Consider the following 19,227-nt stretch of genomic DNA (forward strand, 5'->3'; position numbering starts at 1 on the left):
TTTGATCGGCGCCCGCCGTCCAATCAGACGAATTAGACACTTTAGACGGTGTTTTTGTCCCCGACCGTCTCAACCCATCGGGTCGGGCGTCAGATCGACCCCGGCCAGCTTCCAGGTAAACGGCGTCCGGCGTTCCAGGATCAGCACCAGCGCATCGTCCGGCCGATCGTCGCGCGTCAGGGTGACGGCGAAGGTGTTGAGCCCGCGATAGGCCCAGGACTGGCGGATCTTGTCCTTGTCCACGGCCGGCGTGTCGTCGGCCGGCACGGGCCGTTCCGGCTCGGGCGTCTCGCCTGAGCGGACCATGGCGGCGATGCCTTGCGGCGTGACGAAGTTGTCGACTGCGCCTTCGACCAGCGACGGGGCCAGCAGCATCCCCAGCGCCGCCAGGCCGGTGTCGCCCTTGGTCCGGTTGCGGATTTCCAGGGCCGCGCGCGCGTTCAGCTCGCTCTTCAGGCTGGTCCGGAACGCCGGGAAGTCCACCTGCCGCTCCAGCCCGGCCGCATCCCCGGTCCGCGCGGCCCGCACCAGCGCCTGGGCGGCGATGAAGGGCGAGACGAACAGGGCGACGACCACGCCGATGACGACGGCGATCAGGGCTGCGGTGATGATCTTGCGGCTCATGTCGTCTCCTTGGAACGCCAACGCAGGCCGGGCGGCGTCGGTTGCCGGGTTTATCGCGGGGTGACGGTGACGGCGGGCGCCGCCGGGGCCGTCCCGTCGGGCAGGCCGATGTGAACCAGCTTCCACTCGAACGGCCCGCGCCGCTCGAAGGTGAACAGGGTGCGCGACCCGCCCTGATCCGTCACCGCCATCCGCGCCCGATTGACGCTCCAGTAGGCGGGGCTGGGCCAGGGCTTGCGGCTGCGTTCCGAGGCCGGCGCCACGCCCGCCGACGTGCGCTGGCTGGCGCATCGGCCCTCGCCCTTCAGCAGGGCGTTGAGGGCGGCGGGCGTCAGATAGGCGTCGACGTCCGGCTGGCGCAGGATCGGGTTCTGCTCGATCTGACGCCGGAAGGCGCCGATGGGGTCTTCCAGGAAGGACGGCGCGGGCGCCATCGCCTCGGGCCGTCCCGCCAGCTGCGGCCGCAACGATTGGCGCACGGCGTTGAAGTCGATCAGCCGCGCCAGCCCCGCCACGTCGTTCGCCTCAGCCGCCGACCGAATGGCGAAGAAGGCCACTGCGGGCGCCGCGAAGAAGGACAGCACCGCCACGACCACCGCCGCCAGCACCAGGTTTCCGAACAGCCGCTTCACGAACGCATCCTCATTACCGCCGATCATGCACGCCCCGGCCCTTCGCACAACGAAAAGCCCCGCCGGAGCGATCCGACGGGGCTGGTATTCTTGCGTTCCTCCCCAGCGCAGCGGGGGAGGAACGTCGTCCTCAGCCCACGTCGGGCAGAGCGGTCTTCAGGTTCTCGGCCACCTTGTCGAGGAAGCCCTCGGTGGTCAGCCAGCCCTGCTGATCGCCGACCAGCAGCGCCAGGTCCTTGGTCATGAAGCCGGCCTCGACCGTGTCCACGACCACCTTCTCCAGGGTGTCGGCGAACTGGTCCAGGGCGGCGTTGCCGTCCAGCTTGGCGCGGTGTTTGAAGCCGCGCGTCCAGGCGAAGATCGAGGCGATCGAGTTGGTCGAGGTGGCCTCGCCCTTCTGATGCTGGCGATAGTGGCGGGTCACGGTGCCGTGGGCGGCTTCCGTCTCCAGCACCTTGCCGTCCGGCGTCATCAGGACCGAGGTCATGAGGCCCAGCGAGCCGAAGCCCTGCGCCACCACGTCGGACTGCACGTCGCCGTCGTAGTTCTTGCACGCCCAGACGAAGCCGCCCGACCACTTCATGGCGGCCGCGACCATGTCGTCGATCAGGCGGTGCTCATAGGTCAGGCCGCGCGCCTTGAACTCGGCGGCGTAGTGTTCGTCGAACACTTCCTGGAACAGGTCCTTGAAGCGGCCGTCATAGGCTTTCAGGATCGTGTTCTTGGTCGACAGATAGACCGGGTAGTTGCGCTGCAGGCCATAGGCGAAGCTGGCGTGGGCGAACTCGCGGATCGAGGCGTCCTGGTTGTACATGGCCATGGCCACGCCTGCGCCCGGGGCCTTGTAGACCTCGTGCTCGATCACTTCGCCGTCCTCGCCGACGAACTTGATCGTCAGGGTGCCGGGGCCGGGCATCAGGAAGTCGGTGGCCTTGTACTGGTCGCCGAAAGCGTGACGGCCGACGACGATCGGCTGGGTCCAGCCCGGAACCAGGCGCGGCACGTTCGAGCAGATGATCGGCTCGCGGAAGACCACGCCGCCCAGGATGTTGCGGATGGTGCCGTTCGGCGACTTCCACATCTTCTTCAGGCCGAACTCCTGCACGCGGGCTTCGTCCGGGGTGATGGTGGCGCACTTCACGCCGACGCCGTGCTTCTGGATCGCGTGGGCCGCGTCGATCGTCACCTGGTCGTCGGTGGCGTCGCGGTGCTCCATGCCCAGGTCGTAGTAGTCCAGCTCGAGATCCAGGAACGGGAAGACCAGCTTGTCCTTGATCATCTGCCAGATGATGCGGGTCATTTCGTCGCCGTCGATGTCGACGATGGGGTTTTCGACCTTGATCTTGGCCATGCGTGCGGTCCGCCTGTGACTGTGGGGAAGGGAATGTCGTGGCGGCGGTATAGCGAGGCCGCGCGCCCGCGCAAACCCCGCCGCCCGCCGTCGTCGCCCGGAATAACGCAGATCGTTCCTGAACCCTTTGGCCAGCCCGGACTTCTCTTGGGCCCAGCAACAGAGACGGACGGCAGGATGACGGAAGAAGAGCGCCAGCTGGTGGATCGTTGGATCGTCACCTTCTGCGAGGCGCCGCCCGTGATCGACGCGGAACTGATGCGCAGGCTGATCGCTGAACAGGAAGCGACACAGCAGGAGTCATCGTCATGTCAGAAAAGACGTTCAAGGCCGGCGACAAGGTGAAGTGGGACCACAGCCAGGGCACCACGACCGGCAAGGTGGTTAGGAAGGTCACTTCGGAAACCAAGATCAAGGGCCACAAGGTTGCGGCCTCCAAGGATAATCCCGAGTATATCGTCGAGAGCGCCAAGACCGGCGCACGCGCGGCGCACAAGCCGTCGGAGTTGAAGAAGGCATGACCCCGAACGGCCTGTGGCGCGGCGTCGCCCGATCAGCCCCAGGCCTGTCCGCCCTCGCCGTGTCGGCGCTGGTCGCCGCCGGATGCGGCGACAGGGATGCGGACAAGGCGCCTGCCGCGACCAAGGCCGCCAGTCCGGCTGCGCCCGCTGCGGCCGCTCCGGTGCTGCAGATCCGCCCTGAAACCAAGACCTTCCGCGACTGGAGCGCCACCTGCGGCAACGACGGGACCTGTTGGGCCTTCGGCTTCGCGCCAGAGTTCGCCGCCGGCTGGGTCCGCATCACCCTGGCGCCCGGTCCGGACGCCCAGCCGCAAATCCTCTTCGGCTATTGGCCCGACGGCGACGCCAAGGCTGCTGAGCCGCTCAGCCTGACGATCGACGGCCGCGCCTATCCGGCTGTGATCAGCAACGCTAGCAACGTCGAGACGCCGATAGGCGAGATCCGCGAAGGCGCTCGCGCCGCCCTGGACGCCCTGGCCCAGGGCAAGGTCATGATCATTCGCGGCGCCTCGACCCAGGAGGTCTCGCTGCACGGCGCCGCCGCCGCCCTGTTGTGGATCGATGAGAAGCAGGGACGTCTGGATACGCCAACCGCCCTGATCCGACGCGGCGACCGCCCGGCCGCCCTTGTGCCGATCGCGCCGTCGCTGCCGATCGTCACCCCCGCTCCGGCCGTCGATCAGGCCGGTTTCGGCGATCAAAACCAGCGCCTGCCCGCAGCGCTGCGCGCCCGCACCGAGGTTGGCGACTGCCTCAAGGAGTCGGCCATGCCGGCCGTCAGCGACATGGTCATGTCCGCCCGGCTGGACGCCCGCACCGAGCTGTGGGCCGTGCCCTGCGGATCGGGCGCCTATAATGTCACCCACAACTGGTATCTGACAGGACCGGGCGGTCGCGACCCTCGGCCCGCGATCCTCGCCGGATCGGAAGGGCCGGGTTCCGATCCCGTCATGCCGGACAACGCGACCGTCAACGGCGCCTATGATCCCAAGACCCGCACCCTGTCGGCCTTCGCCAAGGGGCGGGGCATCGGGGATTGCGGCGCGGCGCAGACCTGGGCCTGGACGGGACAGGGCTTCACCCTGACACAGGAAAGCGTGATGGGCCAATGCGCCGGCGTGCCGTCCGACCTTTGGCCTGTCACTTGGCGCACGCGGTGACCGATCCGGAGGTTCTGATCATCGGCGCGGGCCCGGCCGGCCTGACGGCGGCGACCTATCTGGGGCGCTTTCGTCGGCGGACCCTGGTGGTGGATGGCGGCGCGCCCCGCGCCTGCTGGATCCCGCTCAGCCACAACATGCCGGGCTTTCCGGCCGGCATCACCGGCGCGGGAATCCTGAAGCGGATGCGCGAACAGGCCGAGGAATATGGTGCGGTCGTCGAACCGGGTCGCATCCAGCGTCTGAGCCACGACGGCGACGGCTTCGTCGCTGAGATGGATGGCCGCACCATCCGCGCCCGCGCCGTCCTGTTGGCGACCGGGGTCGTCGATCACCATCCGGATCTGCCCGGCGTTGAAGCGGCGGTGCAAAAGGCGCTGGTCCGCATCTGTCCCATCTGCGACGGTTATGAGGCGACCGACAAGGCTGTCGCCATCATCGGCCAAAGCGACAAGGGCGCGCGCGAGGCCGCCTTCATGCGCACCTATTCCGACCGTGTGACCCTGATCCATATCGGCGCGCCCGACGCGCTCAGCCGGCGTGACGAACTGGAACGGCTGGGCGTCGAACTGATTCTGGCGCCGCTGGACGCGATCGACATCGAGAACGACCGGGTGACGGCCCTGAATTACGCCGGCCAGAGTCGCGCGTTCGACCTGGTCTATTCGGCGCTGGGCACATCGCCGAACGCCGAACTGGCCCGGGGGCTGGGCGCGCGTCTGGCCGACGACGGCCGGTTGGAGGTCGATCTGCATCAGGCCACCAGCGTGCCGGGCCTGTATGCCGCCGGAGACGTGGTGCGCGGCCTCAACCAGATCGCCGTCGCGACCGCCGAAGCCGCCGTCGCCGCCACCGACATCCACAATCGCCTGCGCCAGGCCGACGGCCTGACCGTCGCCGACTGAGCGCCGGAACTAGGCTTGGGTCGCGACCCAGCCGTCGACGATCCGTTCCAGCACCGACAGGGGCACGCCGCCGGCAGCGAGCGCCGTGTCGTGGAAGCCCTTGATGTCGAACTTGGGCCCGAGGGTCGTCTTGGCCTTTTCGCGCAGGCGAACCCATTCGTTGTGACCGACCTTGTAGGCGCAGGCCTGGCCCGGCCAGCCGCAATAGCGTTCGACCTCGGACGTCGCCGCGCCTTCTTGATCGCCATAGGCCTCCATCATGTAGCGAATGCCCTGTTCGCGGCTCCAGCCCTTGGAATGGATGCCGGTGTCGACCACCAGGCGCGCGGCGCGGAACATCAGCGATTGCAGGTAGCCGATCTGACCCACCGGATCGTTCTCATAGGCGCCCAGTTCGTCGGCCAGCTGTTCGGCATATAGCCCCCAGCCCTCGACGTAGGACGAGAAGCCCAGCAGGTTCATCAGCAGCGGCGCGGACTCGCTCTCTTGCTGCAGGCTGATCTGCAGATGGTGACCCGGCGTGGCCTCGTGATAGGTCAGGGTCGGCAGGGTCCAGGACGGCCATTCCGCCGTGTCCTTCAGATTGATCCAATAGATGCCGGGCCGCGTCCCATCCAGGCTGGGCGAGTTGTAATAGCCCATCGGCGCGCCGGCCTCGATCTCGGGCGGGACGCGCTTGATCTCGACCTTGGCCTTGGGCAGACGGCCGAAGGCGTTGGGCAGGCGGGCCTGCATGTCGGCCATTTGGGCGTTCAGCTTGGCGATCAGCTCGGCCTTGCCGGCGTCCGTGTTGGCGTAGACATATTTGGGATCGTCCCCCAAAGCCTTGATCCGCTCGGCGACCGAACCCTGCGTCAGGCCTTGCGCCTTCAGCAACACATCGGCGCGCGCCGTCAGGTCGGCCATCTGTTCAACGCCGGTGCGGTGGATCTCGTCCGCCGTCAGCCGGGTCGTGGTGATGTAGCGCAGGCTGTTGGCGTAATACTGCTCGCCCTGCGGCAGGCGGCGCACCGAGGCCTCGTGTACGGCGTTCGGTTGGGCGGCCTTCAGCACGGCGTTCTGGGCGGCCAGGGCCGGATAGACCCGCTCGGTCACAAGGCGTTCGACCTGGGCGCCCCAGTCGCCGGTCAGGCCCTTGGAGCGGGCCCGATCCACGACCGACTGGGTCAGGGGCGAGGTCGCCGCGGGGGTCGCCAGGACGCCGTCCTGCTGGCGGATCGCCTTGGCCAGGATGAAATCGGGCGGGATGACGCCCAGCGCATAGTCTTCCTTCAATCGATCCGTCTCGGCCAGCAGCACGTCGGCGAAGGCGTTGACGCGGGCGACATAGGCGTCGGCGTCGGCGGCCGTCTCGATGGTGTGTTGGTTGGCCAGGAAGTCAGGCGTGGACTGATAGGCGCCGCCCTGCTGGCTGACGCGGTACGGATTGGGCCAGCCGCCTTGGCCGTAGGGGATGTCGTAGGTGGCGATCACCCCGTCCAGATTCTGGGTCAGGCTGTCGTAGTAGTTGGCGTTGCGGGCATCGAGTTTAGAGCGGTCGATGCGGGACAGTTCGGCGCGTTGGCGACGCGTGAAGGCGCGCTGGTCGTCTTCCTCGGCGCGTGTCGGAACGGTCAGTTTGGACTTGGCGGCGGCGCGGTCGCCCTTGTCCAGCCCGAACATGGTGACGACCTCAGGGCTCTTGTCCAGCGTCTGCTCGAACGTGGCGTCCATGAAGGTTTTGAGTTGGGCGGCGGCGTCGCCCTGCGATGCCCCGGCCTGACGCGCGAAGGCGGGGCCGCCGACGGCGACGAGGCCGGCGCCCAAGGCGGCGGACTGAAGAAGACGACGACGATCGAACATGGAACGGCCCCTCGAAACTTGGATGCGGCAATGGAAACTGCATGGGCCGAAGCGGCAAGTGAAATCGCGGACAGCCGTTGCGCGGCCGCAAAGAAAAAGGCCCGGCGGATCGCTCCGCCGGGCCTCATCAGTCTTGGATGCGAGATCGCTTAGTCGCGACGACGACGTCCGCGATCGCCACCGCGATCCCCGCCGTCACGTTTCGGACGACCGCCGGTGTCTTCCGACAGGGGCTCTTCGCCGCGCTCGGCGCGCTCGGCGTTAATCTTGGCCGTCAGGTCTTCACCTGTGGCCTGATCGACGACCTTCATCGACAGCTTGGTCTTGCCGCGATCGTCGAAGCCCAGGAACTTGACCTTGACCTCTTGGCCTTCCGACAGGACGTCTGCCGGGTTGGCGACGCGTTCCAAAGCGATCTGGGACACGTGGACCAGGCCGTCCTTGGCGCCGAAGAAGTTCACGAAGGCGCCGAAATCGACGACCTTGACGACCTTGCCGGAGTAGATGGTTCCGACTTCCGGCTCCGAGGCGATGGACTGGATCCAGGCCTTGGCGGCGTCGATCTTCTCCTGGTCGTTGGCGGCGACCTTGATGGTGCCGTCATCGCCGATGTCGATCTTGGCGCCGGTCTTTTCGACGATCTCGCGGATGACCTTGCCGCCCGAACCGATGACTTCACGGATCTTGTCGACGGGGATCTTGACCGTTTCGATCTTGGGCGCGTGTTCACCCAGTTCGGCGCGCGGCGCATCCATGGCCTTGGACATCTCGTCCAGGATGTGCAGGCGACCGGCCGAAGCCTGCGTCAGGGCCTGCTTCATGATCTCCTTGGTGATGCCAGCGACCTTGATGTCCATCTGAAGGCTGGTGATGCCTTCCGACGTGCCGGCGACCTTGAAGTCCATGTCGCCCAAGTGGTCTTCGTCACCCAGGATGTCCGACAGGATGGCGAACTCGCCCGACGGCTCCAGGATCAGGCCCATGGCGATGCCCGAGACCGGACGGATCAGCGGCACGCCGGCGTCCATCAGGGCCAGCGACGAACCGCAGACCGTGGCCATCGAGGACGAGCCGTTCGACTCGGTGATCTCGGAGACCAGGCGGATGGTGTAGGGGAAGTCGTCCTTGGTCGGCAGCATCGGACGGATCGCGCGCCAGGCCAGCTTGCCGTGACCGATTTCGCGACGGCCGGGCGAACCCATGCGGCCCGCTTCACCCACCGAATAGGGGGGGAAGTTGTAGTGCAGCAGGAAGTTCTCTTTGTAGGTGCCCTGCAGGCTGTCGATGTACTGCTCGTCCTCGCCGGTGCCGAGGGTGGCGACGACCAGGGCCTGGGTTTCCCCACGCGTGAACAGGGCCGAACCGTGGGTGCGCGGCAGGACGCCGACTTCCGACACGATGGCGCGGACCTTGTCGAGGGCACGGCCGTCGACGCGGTGCGCGTTCTCGATGATGTCGCGACGCAGGACTTCGGCTTCGCACTCCTTGAAGGCGGCCGAGAACTTGGAACCGTCGACGCCGTCGGGGTTCTCGTCGGTCTTCACCAGCTTGGCGGCGGCGGCTTTCTTGGCCGCGTCGACGCCCGAACGGCGCTCGTATTTGCCGGCGTGGGTGTAGGCGCTCTTGATGTCTTCGCCGACCAGCGACTTGATCGAGGCGACGACGTCGGAGTGGTCTTCGGCCTGGAAGTCGAAGGGTTCCTTGGCGGCGTGTTCAGCCAGTTCGATGATGGCGTCGATCACCGGCTGCATGCCCGCATGCGCGAACATCAGGGCCTCGAGCATCTTTTCTTCCGACAGCTCCTTGGCTTCGGATTCGACCATCATCAGGGCGTCTTGCGTACCGGCGACCACCAGGTCGAGGTCCGAGGACGGGATCAGGTCGATGGCGGGGTTCAGCACCAGTTCGCCGTCGATCAGGCCGACGCGCGCGGCGCCGATGGGGCCCATGAAGGGCACGCCCGAGATGGTCAGGGCGGCCGAGGCGGCGACCATGCCCAGAACGTCGGGGTCGTTTTCCATGTCGTGCTGCAGCACGGTCACGACGACCTGGGTCTCGTTCTTGAAGCCCTTGACGAACAGCGGGCGGATCGGACGGTCGATCAGGCGGGAAACCAGGGTTTCCTTCTCGGACGGACGGCCTTCACGCTTGAAGTAGCCGCCCGGGATCTTGCCGGCGGCGAAGGTCTTTTCCTGATAGTTGACCGTCAGGGGGAAGAAATCCAGGCCGGGCTTGGGCGCGCGGCCATAGACGACGGTGGCCAGAACCACGGTCTCGCCGTAGGTCGCCAGCACGGCGCCGTCGGCCTGGCGGGCGATGCGGCCCGTTTCCAGGGTCAGCGGGCGGCCGGCCCAGTCGATCGTCTTGCGTTTGATGTCGAACATATTTCGTCTTTCGTATCCCGGACGGCGTATTCCGTGCGGGGTCCCATCATGGGGCGGATGCGTCGGCGTTCAGTCCTTCGATCCAGAGGCCGCCGCGCCATCGCGACGACCGGGAGAGGACCGTCATGGCCCTCGCAGCTGCGCCGGTAAGTCCTGCGGCGCACAGGTCGTGTCTAGTTGCACAACGAGGCGCGGACGTGACCGCCCGCGCCTCGAAAGCGTATTCTACACTGATCCGACGCCTTAGCGGCGCAGGCCCAGTTTGGAGATGAGCGCCTGGTAGCGACCGGCGTCGACCTTGTTCAGGTGGTCGAGCAGGCGGCGACGTTGCGACACCATCTTCAGAAGGCCACGACGCGAGTGGTTGTCCTTCTTGTGGGTCTTGAAGTGTTCGGTGAGGTTGGCGATGCGTTCCGACAGGATCGCGACCTGAACCTCGGCCGAGCCGGTGTCGCCGGCGGAGCGGGCGTTATCGGCGATGATCTCGTGCTTGCGTTCAGCAGTAACCGACATCGTAGTTCTCCCTTGGTGGCCTACCGCGCTTTCGCGCTACTTGAGGCCGGGTTGGAGTCTCCCAATCAGGCGATCAGGAAAGATTGAAAACGCGGTCGGGTTCTAGCCGGCCGGCCCGCAACTGACACAGAGCGACGAGGGTCTGGCCCTGAAAGGCTGAAACCGTGCGTGAACCGCCGGTAAGACGATCCTTGAGGGTTTCCACCTGACGGGGGAGCAGAACGATCGGGCGTCCCTGCCGAAGCGAGAAGGCGTCCTGTTCATTCACGGCCAGTTCCGGGATGTCGTCCAGAGCGGTCGCGACGGCAAGCAAGCCTTCCGAGGCGGCGCCCCTATGCACCATTTCCTCCAGAGAATCCAGAGTGACGGCGTTTTGCGTGGTGAACGGGCCAACCCGCTCGCGTCTCAGGGCGCTGACATGACCCTCGGCGCCCAGAACCGCAGCCAGATCGCGCGCCAGCGACCGCACATAGACGCCCTTGCCGGTGCGGATTGTGATTTCAACGTGGTCGGCGTCGGGCGCGTCGCTGACCTCGGCGGAATGAATGGTCACGCGGCGAGCCTGAAGCTCGAACTCCACCCCGTCGCGGGCCAGGTCATAGGCGCGGGCGCCGTCCACCTTGATTGCGGAAAAGCGCGGCGGCGTCTGGTCGATCTCGCCGACGAAGGCAGGCAGGGCGGCCCTCACCTGATCGACCGTGGGACGCACGTCGGAGCGGCCGATGATCTCGCCCTCGCGGTCCACGCTGTCGGTCGAGACGCCCCAGTTGATCGTGAAACGATAGACCTTCTGCGCCTCCATCATCATCGGCACGGTCTTGGTCGCCTCGCCCAATGCGATGGGCAGGATGCCGCTGGCCAGCGGGTCCAGCGTTCCAGCGTGACCGGCCTTCTGGGCGTTGAACAGGCGGCGGATACGGCTGACCGCCTCGGTCGATCCCATCTCGAACGGCTTGTCCAGGCAGACCCAGCCGTCGACGATGTCGCCCTTCTTCTTGCGGGCCATTATGCTTGGCCTACCGCGCTTCGCGCTACTTGAGACCGGAGGATCACTGATCGCCCTCGTCGTCGCGGCGCTCCAGGTCGGCGCGGACGCGGGGGTCGTCGAACAGGCGGTCGATGTGGCTGGCGGCGTCGAAGCTTTCGTCGTGGCGGAACTTCAGGTCGGGTGTGAACTTCATGTCCAGGCGACGGCCCAACTGACCACGGATGAATTTGGCGTGGACGTTCAGGGCCTTGATGATCTCGCTCTCATGGCCGTTGGTCGGCGCGGCCTCGACGCCGGCGCCCAGGGGCTCGACGAAACAGGTGGCGTGTTTCAGGTCCGGCGACAGGCGCACTTCGGTCACGGTGATGGACACCCCGGCCAGGGCCTCGTCGCGGATATCCTCCTCGCGCAGGATGTCGACCAGGGCGTGACGGATCAGCTCGCCGGCGCGCAGCTGGCGCTGGCTGGGTCCGGCGGGACCGGAGGCGTTGCGGGTGTGTTGCTTGTGGGCCATCGGCCTCTCCTCCTTGTTCGCCCGCTGGGGATCGGACCCGGCCGGATAGGCGAAAGTCGGGCGGTCTAGTCCCGCAGCGGGGGTCTGTCCAGTTTTCGCGCCCGTTCGGCGGCCCAAACCGAGCGCATCACCTCGCCCGAGGTGATGGCCGGAACCGGACGGATCGCCACGCCGCCGGCGTTCAGGACGCCGGCCGTCCAGTGATTGCACAGATGCAGGATGGAGAAGGTCTCGCGGCTGGCGAAGAAGCGCGCGTCGTCGCCGGGCCGCAGGGCTGCGGTGCGCGGCCGGCCGTTCGACAGATCGAGCGAGGCCTCGACCCGCGTGGCCAGACGCTCGAAGCGGGCGCGGCTCAGGGTTAGGGCGGCGCTGTCTTCGCCATAGGCCAGGCGCGGATCGTCGCGTCGAGGGGCCAGCATCAGCACCGATCGATTGCCGGGATGCAGGAAGGCGCGGGCGCCATCCGGCAGCCGATCCGAAATCGGGCGCTGATCGACGTAGAATTTCGCATCGCCCCAGCCGATCAAAATCCAGTCGCCGGGCGCCAAGGATTGGACTGCAAGCGCAAGAGGACCGCCGCGGCGTTCCAGCGCGGCGCGCGGCACGGCGATATCGGTGTGAAAGCCGTTGTCGAGCACCTGAATGACGACAGGGTCTGTCGCTGTCCCATCCGTCGCGCCCGGCCGGGTCCAGGTCAGAAGCGCCGTCGCCAGGCCGATCAGCGCCGCCAGCATCAGGGCTCTCATCATCGGCTGAGGTCCAGCACGGCGCACAGGCGGTCGTCAGCCAACAGGGCGCCCGGCGGCGGCCCTTGTCGCACCGGCATCAGGACGAAGCCGTCTCGCCGCACGGCCAGCGCCAGCCATCCGACGGGATGACCGGCGCACAGCCGCGTGTCTTCGTCAGCCGTGACGCGCCGCACCTCGATCTGGGCCATCGGCGGCACGGCCATGGCGTCGGTGAAACTTTTGGAAACGCTGGCTGGCTGATCGGCCTGAACCAGCCGATGCGGCGCCGAGGTCAGGCGGCCGCCCGTGGTCGTGCTCAGCGCGCCGCCGTCCACGTCCAGCACCATGTCGGACTTGGCCGCGACGTAGCGCCCGGACAGCACGACTTCCCCGACCTCGACCTGTCCGTACACGCGAGGTCTGGCGGAGGCGTCGCTCGGCGCGATCAGGCGGTTCAGAGCCGGTTCGACAACCAGGGCGCCCAGCATGAACAGAGCAAAGGCGCCCGCGCCGACCGCCGCGATCCATTTCAGCGATGGGACGCCGGATGGCGGGGCGGTCGCGCTCATGCGGCCAGTCTAGCGGAACAGGGGTTGAGGAATGGTCACCCGCCCCCGAAAGCCCTTAGTTGCGGCCGGGCCGGCGGGTCGGATCGCTGAGCTGGAACAGGCGCGCCGACAGGCCGGACGCCGGTTGCAGCGAGGTCAGCTGGGTCCGGGTGCGGGCGCCCTGCGGATCGGTGATGGTCCACTCTTGCAGACGCATCGGATTGCCGGCGAAGGCCAGCACGACCTGACCGTCGTTCGGGCGGTTGGAATCCCGCGCCGTGATGGCGAAGGCGCCCGAAGCCATCCGGGTCACGCGCTCGATGCGGACGCCCTGGTCCAGCCGCACATTGCGCGCCAGGAAGGTGGACAGCGGGGTGCGACCCAGCGGCACCTGCTGGAAGCTGTTCAGACGCGGGTCGTAGCGTTTGACGTTATAGCCGTCCGACACCACCAGCAGACCGGCGGGGTTGGTGTATTCGAACCGCATCTTGCCGGGACGCTGCAGGTAGAATCGGCCTTGGCGCGTCTGTCCGTTCGGGCCCGTTTCGGTGAAGGTCCCTTGCGCCGAGGTCAGGGCCTGAAGATAGCCCTGCGCCTGTTGAACCACGGCGCGATCCGCAGCCGACAGATTCGACTGGGCGTGGACGGCGTCGAAGGCCCCCAGCGCAATCAGGCCGGTCGTCAGGCCGGCGCCCAGCAGCAGGCTGCGGCGGTGCAGGTCGGAGGTGGCCATAGCCACGGTCTTGGCGCGCGAGGTCATGAAGTTCGTCTCCCGTTCGGGATGGTTGTCGATCCTGCCGTCTTGCCCGGTCGGCTTGGCGTCGGAATGACGCGAGCCTGACCATATTCCGGCGCTGCGATGAAGCCCTGTTCATCGAAATGCTGAAGCTTGGACGCGATAGCGGGTCAGACAACGGCTCCGAGCCGCAGCCGTTCCTCGATTTTCGTCACACCATCGGCGGCGGGCCGGCCAGGACGTCGCGCTTGCCCGCGTGGTTGGCGGGGCTGACCACGCCTTCCTGCTCCATTCGCTCGATCAGGGAAGCGGCGCGGTTGTAGCCGATCTGGAGACGGCGCTGGACGTAGCTGGTCGAGGCCTTGCGGTCGCGGGTGACCACGGCGACCGCGCGATCATACAGATCGTCGCCCGATCCGCCGCCGCCGCCTTCGTCATAGCCGTTATCGCCGTCGCCGTCCGGTTCGTCGGTGATCAGGTCCAGATAGTCGGGTTCGGCCTGGGCCTTCAGGTGTTTGCAGACGTCCTCGACTTCCTTGTCGTCGACGAACGGGCCGTGCAGGCGGGTGATGCGTCCGCCCCCGGCCATATAGAGCATGTCGCCCTGGCCCAGCAGCTGCTCGCCGCCCTGCTCGCCCAGGATGGTGCGGCTGTCGATCTTGGACGTGACCTGGAAGGAGATTCGGGTCGGGAAGTTGGCCTTGATGGTGCCGGTGATGACATCGACCGACGGGCGTTGCGTGGCCATGATCAGGTGAATGCCGGCGGCGCGGGCCATCTGGGCCAGACGCTGAACCGCGCCCTCGACGTCCTTGCCGGCGACCAGCATCAGGTCGGCCATTTCGTCCATGACCACGACCAGGAAGGGCAGGGGTTCGGGACGGATCTTCTCGGATTCGTAGACCGGGCGGCCCTGGTCGTCGAAGCCGGTCTGGACCGTGCGTTCGAAATGCTCGCCCTTGGCCTGGGCCTCGCGGGCGCGCTCGTTGTAGCTGGCGATGTTGCGCACCCCCAGCTTGGACATGCGGCGATAGCGATCCTCCATCTCGCGCACCGTCCATTTCAGGGCGATAACGGCCTTCTTGGGGTCGGTCACGACCGGCGCCAGCAGGTGCGGGATGCCGTCATAGACCGACAGCTCCAGCATCTTGGGGTCGATCATGATGAAGCGGCATTCGGCCGGGCTGTGGCGATACAGGATCGACAGGATCATGGCGTTGACCCCGACCGACTTGCCCGAGCCGGTGGTGCCCGCGATCAGCAGGTGAGGCATGCGAGCCAGGTCGGCGACATAGGGTTCGCCGCCGATGGTCTCGCCAAGCGCCAGGGGCAGCAGGTGACCCTTCTTGTCGTATTCGGCGCTGGCCAGAAGGTCGCGCAGATAGACGGTCTCGCGCTTGGCGTTGGGCAGTTCGATGCCTATGGCGTTGCGGCCCTGGACCACGGAAATACGACAGGCGCGGGCGGACATCGACCGGGCGATATCGTCGGCCAGGGCGACCACGCGGCCGTGCTTCACGCCCGGCGCAGGCACCAATTCGTACAGCGTCACGACAGGGCCGGGACGGATCTGGTCGATCACGCCGCGCACGCCGAATTCCTGCAGCACGCCTTCCAGCATCTTGGCGTTCTGTTTCAGGGAGTCCTCGTCCACCGAACCGACGCGCTGGGCGGGCTTGGTCAGGATGCCGAGCGGCGGCAGATCGAAATCGCCTTCCGGCCGCACGAAGTCGAAGGCCTGCTGGTCCACGTCGTCCTTGCGGGCCTTGGGCGCCTTGACCGCGGCGACGCGCGGCTCGACCGGGCGGGCGGCCGAGGGGCGGGGCGCGGGCTGGACGGCGTCGTCCTCCCACGGCGGCAGGTCGTCGTAGGCGGTCTGAGGCGGCTCTTCGGCGTAGGTCGGGGCCAGCGGCGCCTCTTCCGGTGGGGCGGCGCGGGGCGCTCGGGCCTTGGCGGGCGCCTTTTCGCGGGCGGCCTGGGGCTTCGGCTGGGGCGGCGCGGGTGCGCGCAGCGACTTGCCCCAATGCAGGGCGTCCAAGAAATCCATGGCGCGCAGGCCGATGGCGAAACCGACCAGCCACAGTCCGGCGATCAGGAAGACGAGGCCCACAATGACGCGGCCGCCGGGGATATGCAGGGCGCCGAGACCGCGCGCCGCCCGGCCTGTCACCGCATCGCCCCAAAGACCGCCCAGACCGGCGGCGAGCGGCCAGGCGGCGGGCGCGGCCAGGGCGGCGAGCGCGCCGGACAGCAGCAGCACCCCGCCGGTCGCGGCCAGGGCTTTCAACGGCGTGGGCTTGAGCCTTTGCTGGATCGCATCGCCGACCGCGCGCGCCAGGCCGAAGGCGACCAACAGCAGGGCGGCGGGCCAGGCTGCGAGACCCAGTGATTGCATGAACAGGTCGGCGAACAGGGCGCCGTTGGCCCCCAGCCAGTTGGTCGTCGGCAGGCTGGATGCGGCATTCAGACTGGCGTCCGCCGGATTCCACGACACCAGGGCGACCAGCAGCAGGGTCGCCAGCAGGGCCTGCAAGACGCCCCTGAACCGCACCACGAAGGGCGCGTCCCACAGGATGCGGGCGCTGATCCAGGCCTGACGGCCGATGACGAGGGCGGTGGACATGAAGGATCGAACCTTCCTGCGGCTGACGTTCAGCCGCCTTTGTCGCATCGTCAGGGTTAAGAGCGCATTTACCAGCTTGGCCTTGGACTGAGAGAGATCGGCATGACAGATTGCCCGATATGAAGCCTGGGATTGTCCTTACTGCCTCGGTCGCCGCTCTTGTCGGGTGCTCGCCGCCCGTAGATCGCGCCCCTCAACGCCAAGCGTTTCAGGTGAACGGCAGGACCTACGAATGGCAGCTTGCTCACGGCGCGGCCGGTAGCCTTTCCATCGTCCGAACGACCTCCGCAGGACAAGGCGTCCCGTATATCGTCATGACGTGTCGTGATCGACGGCGTGGGGCTGTGCAGTTGCGCGGCGACCTGGCGCGCGCGGGGCGGGTGAATATCACCGCTGGCAACACCACCTTTTCATCGGACACGGCTTTGCGAGATCCATCTAGCGGTATTGGATCGGCCACCATTGGTGAAGGCTACTTTGAGCCCAACTGGTTCCAGGCCTTGGCCAGAGCGGATGTTGTCACGGTTTCATCCGACGGCCGGACCTTCAAGGCGCCTGGGCCGGGGGCGGCCGCTGACCACTACAAGCGCTACTGTACGCGATTGGCTAAGGCGTCGCGACCCTGACAAATCGTCCTCTGGACCTTTGGCCGCGACGGCGCGACAAGCCTTCCATGGCTGACACCGAACGCTACGACATCGTCATCGCCGGCGCGGGGCTGACCGGGGCGGCCTTCGCCCTGGCGGCGGCGCAAGCGCAGTTGAAGGTCGTGATGGTCGATCCGCAGCCGTTCAGCGACCAGTTGGCGCCGACCTTCGACGGGCGTTCGACCGCCGTCGCCTTTTCGACCTTCCGCATGCTGGACGCGCTTGGCCTGGGCGAAACCCTGCGTCCCCACGCCTGCCGGATGGACCATATTCTGGTGACGGACGGGCGTCGGCCGGGCGCGGCCAGCCGATCGGCCTCGCCCGCCTTCCTGCGCTTCGACGCCGACGAGATCGGCGGCCGCACCGGCGGCGAGCCGCTGGGCTATATGGTCGAGAACCGTCGCATCCGTGCGGCTCTGGCCGAGGCGGTGACGCGCGCGGGCATCGCGGTGCGGGCGCCGGAGACCGTCGCCAGCGTCGCGACCGATGCGGGCAAGGCGACCGTGACCTTGGCCGACGGATCGACCCTGATCGCGCCCCTGGTCGTCGGCGCCGAGGGGCGAGGCTCGACCGTGCGCCGCGCGGCCGGGATCGAAACCGTCGGCTGGGGCTATGGCCAGAGCGGCGTGGTGGCGACGGTGCGGCTGGGTCGCGATCACGGCAATGTCGCGCACGAATATTTCCTGCCCAGCGGCCCCTTCGCCATCCTGCCCCTGACGGATCAGCGCGCCAGCCTGGTCTGGACCGAGACGACGCGACGGGGCGAGGCGCTGCGCGACGCCTCCAACGCCGCCTTCCACGCCCATCTGATGCGGCGGTTCGGGGAGTTTCTGGATGGCGCGACAGTCGAGGGTCCGCGCTTCGTCTATCCGCTGTCGCTCAGCCTGGCGGAAAAACTGGTCGCGCCGCGCATCGCCCTGATCGGGGATGCGGCGCACGGCGTGCACCCGGTCGCCGGCCAGGGTCTGAACATGGGGCTGAAGGATGCGGCCGCTCTGGCCGAGGTTCTGGCCGAGGCTGCGCGTCTGGGCGAGGATATCGGGTCGGAAACCGTCTTGGAGCGTTATGCGCGATGGCGCCGGTTCGATACGGCGGCCCTGGCGGCGGGCTTCGACGCCTTCGTACGCCTGTTCTCCAACGACATCGCGCCGGTGCGTCTGGCGCGCGACCTGGGCATGGCCGCGGTCAACCGCATCGGCCCTCTACGCCGCGCCTTCATGCAGGAGGCGGGCGGCGCGACAGGCGACTTGCCCCGGCTGTTGCGCGGCGAGGCCGTCGTCTAGTTCAACTGCATCCGCACGCGCTCGAAGGTCGTGAACCGCCGCGCCTCCTCGACGCCATCCAGACCCTGAGCCCGCGCCAGGGCCTGCAGCGAGCCGGCGAGCGCCCCCTGCTTCTCGAGCGCCGAGGCGACATCGAGCCACGGCCGGTGGTCCTCGGGGTCCAGCAGGGCGCGACGCAGGGCCGACCGCTCGGCGCCCTCATAATCCCGACCGCGAATGGCGCGGCTGAACAGCACATTCTGCAGCCGGATCAGCGACTGACGATCCGTCACCGGCGCCATCAGAAGATCCAGTCGATCCGCGACGTGCGGCATCAGACCGGCGCGAAGGGCGCGCCGGGTCAGTTCGCTGGGCAGGATCAGCCGCCCCTGGCTGAACGGATCCAGGGCGACGGGACCTTCCGGCGTTTCGACGCGAACCATGAAATGGCCTGGAAAATCGACGCCGGCCGCCGTGATGCCGGCCGCGCGCGCCGCGTGCAGATAGAAGACCGCCAGTACGGCGGACAGGCCGCGCCGCCGCTCGGCGACCGCGATGATGTCGGTGTTGTCGGGATGGTCGTAATGGATCAAGTCGCCGTTCAGCCGCAGGTCGGCGCACAGGGTTTCGGCCAAGGCCTCGTCAGGGCCTTCACCGCCGATCCGCTCCTTCAGCCGCTCGCAGGCGTTGCGGGCCAGGGCGCGCACAGGCTCGGGATCACGCAATGGATGGTCATGGATGGCGCAGGCGATCGCCGCCTCCAGCAAGGGAAAGGCGTCGTCTTCGGCCTGACCGGCGGCGGTCAGGACGGCCTCGGCCTCCTCGCGCGTCATGCGATCCCCTCGTCAGCGCCTCTCGACGCCGCGAAGATGACGTGGAACACGCCAGGGAGCCAGCGCCACCATATCAATTCTCAATTCCAGACGTTGCAGGCCCGGCCGATTGCGCCGGATCGCCTCGCCCGCTGCGACCAGTCGATCGTATTGGACCGGCTTCAGCGCCAGCAGGGCCCCCTCCATCGTCGCGCGGCGTTTGACCTCGACGACCGCCAGCACCGGACCGCGACAGGCCAGCAGATCGATCTCGCCGGCCCGGCTCTTCAGACGGAAGCCGAGAACGCGATAGCCGCGCAGGATCAGCCAGAAGGCTGCGATCCATTCTGCGGCATGACCGGATTTGAACGCCGTCCCGCCCGTCGCCTGACGCCACGCCGTCTTGGGGCGACGCACCGGCGCGGGACGAGACAGGC

The 19,227-nt window shown here is 67.5% G+C and carries 18 protein-coding genes; 4 read left to right on the forward strand and 14 right to left on the reverse strand.

What is annotated here, in order from left to right; genetic code table 11:
- Positions 1 to 69: 69 nt before the first annotated feature.
- The 3 genes from QRN13_RS05290 to QRN13_RS05300 all read right to left on the reverse strand — a co-directional run bounded on the left by QRN13_RS05290 (position 70) and on the right by QRN13_RS05300 (position 2,607).
- A complete protein-coding gene (locus tag QRN13_RS05290) occupies positions 70 to 624 on the reverse strand; it encodes a DUF2939 domain-containing protein (protein WP_271042227.1) in 555 nt (184 codons plus the stop codon).
- A gap of 50 nt (positions 625 to 674) precedes the next feature.
- On the reverse strand, positions 675 to 1,256 hold the full coding sequence (locus QRN13_RS05295; protein ID WP_284877107.1) for a DUF2939 domain-containing protein: 582 nt from the start codon (positions 1,254 to 1,256) through the stop codon (positions 675 to 677).
- A gap of 130 nt (positions 1,257 to 1,386) precedes the next feature.
- Positions 1,387 to 2,607: an NADP-dependent isocitrate dehydrogenase gene (locus tag QRN13_RS05300; RefSeq protein WP_039246750.1), complete on the reverse strand. Its 1,221-nt coding sequence runs from the start codon at positions 2,605 to 2,607 to the stop codon at positions 1,387 to 1,389.
- 308 nt (positions 2,608 to 2,915) lie between these two features.
- Between QRN13_RS05300 and QRN13_RS05305 the strand changes: the two genes are divergently transcribed.
- The 3 genes from QRN13_RS05305 to QRN13_RS05315 are packed head-to-tail and all read left to right on the forward strand — an operon-like array spanning position 2,916 to position 5,193.
- Positions 2,916 to 3,128 carry a hypervirulence associated TUDOR domain-containing protein gene (locus QRN13_RS05305; protein ID WP_284877108.1) on the forward strand — a complete coding sequence of 71 codons (213 nt, stop codon included), beginning with the start codon at positions 2,916 to 2,918 and terminating at the stop codon, positions 3,126 to 3,128.
- Positions 3,125 to 4,288 (forward strand): DUF1176 domain-containing protein, encoded by a 1,164-nt coding sequence (locus QRN13_RS05310; RefSeq protein ID WP_284877109.1) that lies wholly within the window; start codon positions 3,125 to 3,127, stop codon positions 4,286 to 4,288. The genes QRN13_RS05305 and QRN13_RS05310 overlap by 4 nt, the downstream gene beginning before the upstream one ends.
- Complete coding sequence (locus QRN13_RS05315; protein ID WP_284877110.1) at positions 4,285 to 5,193, forward strand: NAD(P)/FAD-dependent oxidoreductase; 909 nt, start codon at positions 4,285 to 4,287, stop codon at positions 5,191 to 5,193. Before QRN13_RS05310 ends, QRN13_RS05315 begins: the two co-directional genes overlap by 4 nt.
- 9 nt (positions 5,194 to 5,202) lie before the next feature.
- Here QRN13_RS05315 and QRN13_RS05320 read toward each other — a convergent pair whose 3' ends face one another.
- The 9 genes from QRN13_RS05320 to QRN13_RS05360 form a co-directional block, all read right to left on the reverse strand.
- The gene (locus QRN13_RS05320; protein WP_284877111.1) at positions 5,203 to 7,035 is read right to left on the reverse strand and encodes a DUF885 domain-containing protein; all 1,833 of its coding nucleotides are present in this window, start codon (positions 7,033 to 7,035) and stop codon (positions 5,203 to 5,205) included.
- A 149-nt stretch (positions 7,036 to 7,184) separates the two neighbouring features.
- Entirely contained in the window at positions 7,185 to 9,419 is a 2,235-nt protein-coding gene (gene pnp / locus QRN13_RS05325; protein ID WP_284877112.1) for a polyribonucleotide nucleotidyltransferase, read from the reverse strand.
- A gap of 243 nt (positions 9,420 to 9,662) precedes the next feature.
- Positions 9,663 to 9,932, reverse strand: a complete 270-nt coding sequence (gene rpsO, locus QRN13_RS05330) for a 30S ribosomal protein S15 (protein ID WP_017506665.1) — start codon at positions 9,930 to 9,932, stop codon at positions 9,663 to 9,665.
- A 73-nt stretch (positions 9,933 to 10,005) separates the two neighbouring features.
- Entirely contained in the window at positions 10,006 to 10,938 is a 933-nt protein-coding gene (truB, locus tag QRN13_RS05335; RefSeq protein ID WP_284877113.1) for a tRNA pseudouridine(55) synthase TruB, read from the reverse strand.
- A 43-nt stretch (positions 10,939 to 10,981) separates the two neighbouring features.
- On the reverse strand, positions 10,982 to 11,434 hold the full coding sequence (gene rbfA / locus QRN13_RS05340; RefSeq protein ID WP_284877114.1) for a 30S ribosome-binding factor RbfA: 453 nt from the start codon (positions 11,432 to 11,434) through the stop codon (positions 10,982 to 10,984).
- A 65-nt stretch (positions 11,435 to 11,499) separates the two neighbouring features.
- Positions 11,500 to 12,183, reverse strand: a complete 684-nt coding sequence (locus QRN13_RS05345; RefSeq protein ID WP_284877115.1) for a DUF2459 domain-containing protein — start codon at positions 12,181 to 12,183, stop codon at positions 11,500 to 11,502.
- On the reverse strand, positions 12,180 to 12,731 hold the full coding sequence (locus QRN13_RS05350; RefSeq protein WP_284877116.1) for a hypothetical protein: 552 nt from the start codon (positions 12,729 to 12,731) through the stop codon (positions 12,180 to 12,182). The genes QRN13_RS05345 and QRN13_RS05350 overlap by 4 nt, the downstream gene beginning before the upstream one ends.
- A gap of 55 nt (positions 12,732 to 12,786) precedes the next feature.
- Entirely contained in the window at positions 12,787 to 13,470 is a 684-nt protein-coding gene (locus tag QRN13_RS05355; RefSeq protein WP_284877117.1) for a LolA family protein, read from the reverse strand.
- 187 nt (positions 13,471 to 13,657) lie between these two features.
- Positions 13,658 to 16,069 carry a DNA translocase FtsK gene (locus QRN13_RS05360; RefSeq protein ID WP_284877118.1) on the reverse strand — a complete coding sequence of 804 codons (2,412 nt, stop codon included), beginning with the start codon at positions 16,067 to 16,069 and terminating at the stop codon, positions 13,658 to 13,660.
- Positions 16,070 to 16,742: 673 nt separating this feature from the next.
- Between QRN13_RS05360 and QRN13_RS05365 the strand changes: the two genes are divergently transcribed.
- Positions 16,743 to 17,999 (forward strand): UbiH/UbiF/VisC/COQ6 family ubiquinone biosynthesis hydroxylase, encoded by a 1,257-nt coding sequence (locus tag QRN13_RS05365; protein WP_284877119.1) that lies wholly within the window; start codon positions 16,743 to 16,745, stop codon positions 17,997 to 17,999.
- On the opposite strand, the gene QRN13_RS05370 is transcribed toward QRN13_RS05365, so the two are convergent.
- Both QRN13_RS05370 and QRN13_RS05375 read right to left on the reverse strand, forming a co-directional pair.
- Complete coding sequence (locus QRN13_RS05370) at positions 17,996 to 18,811, reverse strand: SirB1 family protein (protein WP_284877120.1); 816 nt, start codon at positions 18,809 to 18,811, stop codon at positions 17,996 to 17,998. The two genes, QRN13_RS05365 and QRN13_RS05370, sit on opposite strands and share 4 nt — an antisense overlap.
- A gap of 12 nt (positions 18,812 to 18,823) precedes the next feature.
- The gene (locus QRN13_RS05375; protein WP_284877135.1) at positions 18,824 to 19,225 is read right to left on the reverse strand and encodes a YraN family protein; all 402 of its coding nucleotides are present in this window, start codon (positions 19,223 to 19,225) and stop codon (positions 18,824 to 18,826) included.
- Positions 19,226 to 19,227: the final 2 nt, after the last annotated feature.

The organism is Brevundimonas sp. MEB006b (assembly GCF_030209705.1).
GTDB lineage: Bacteria > Pseudomonadota > Alphaproteobacteria > Caulobacterales > Caulobacteraceae > Brevundimonas.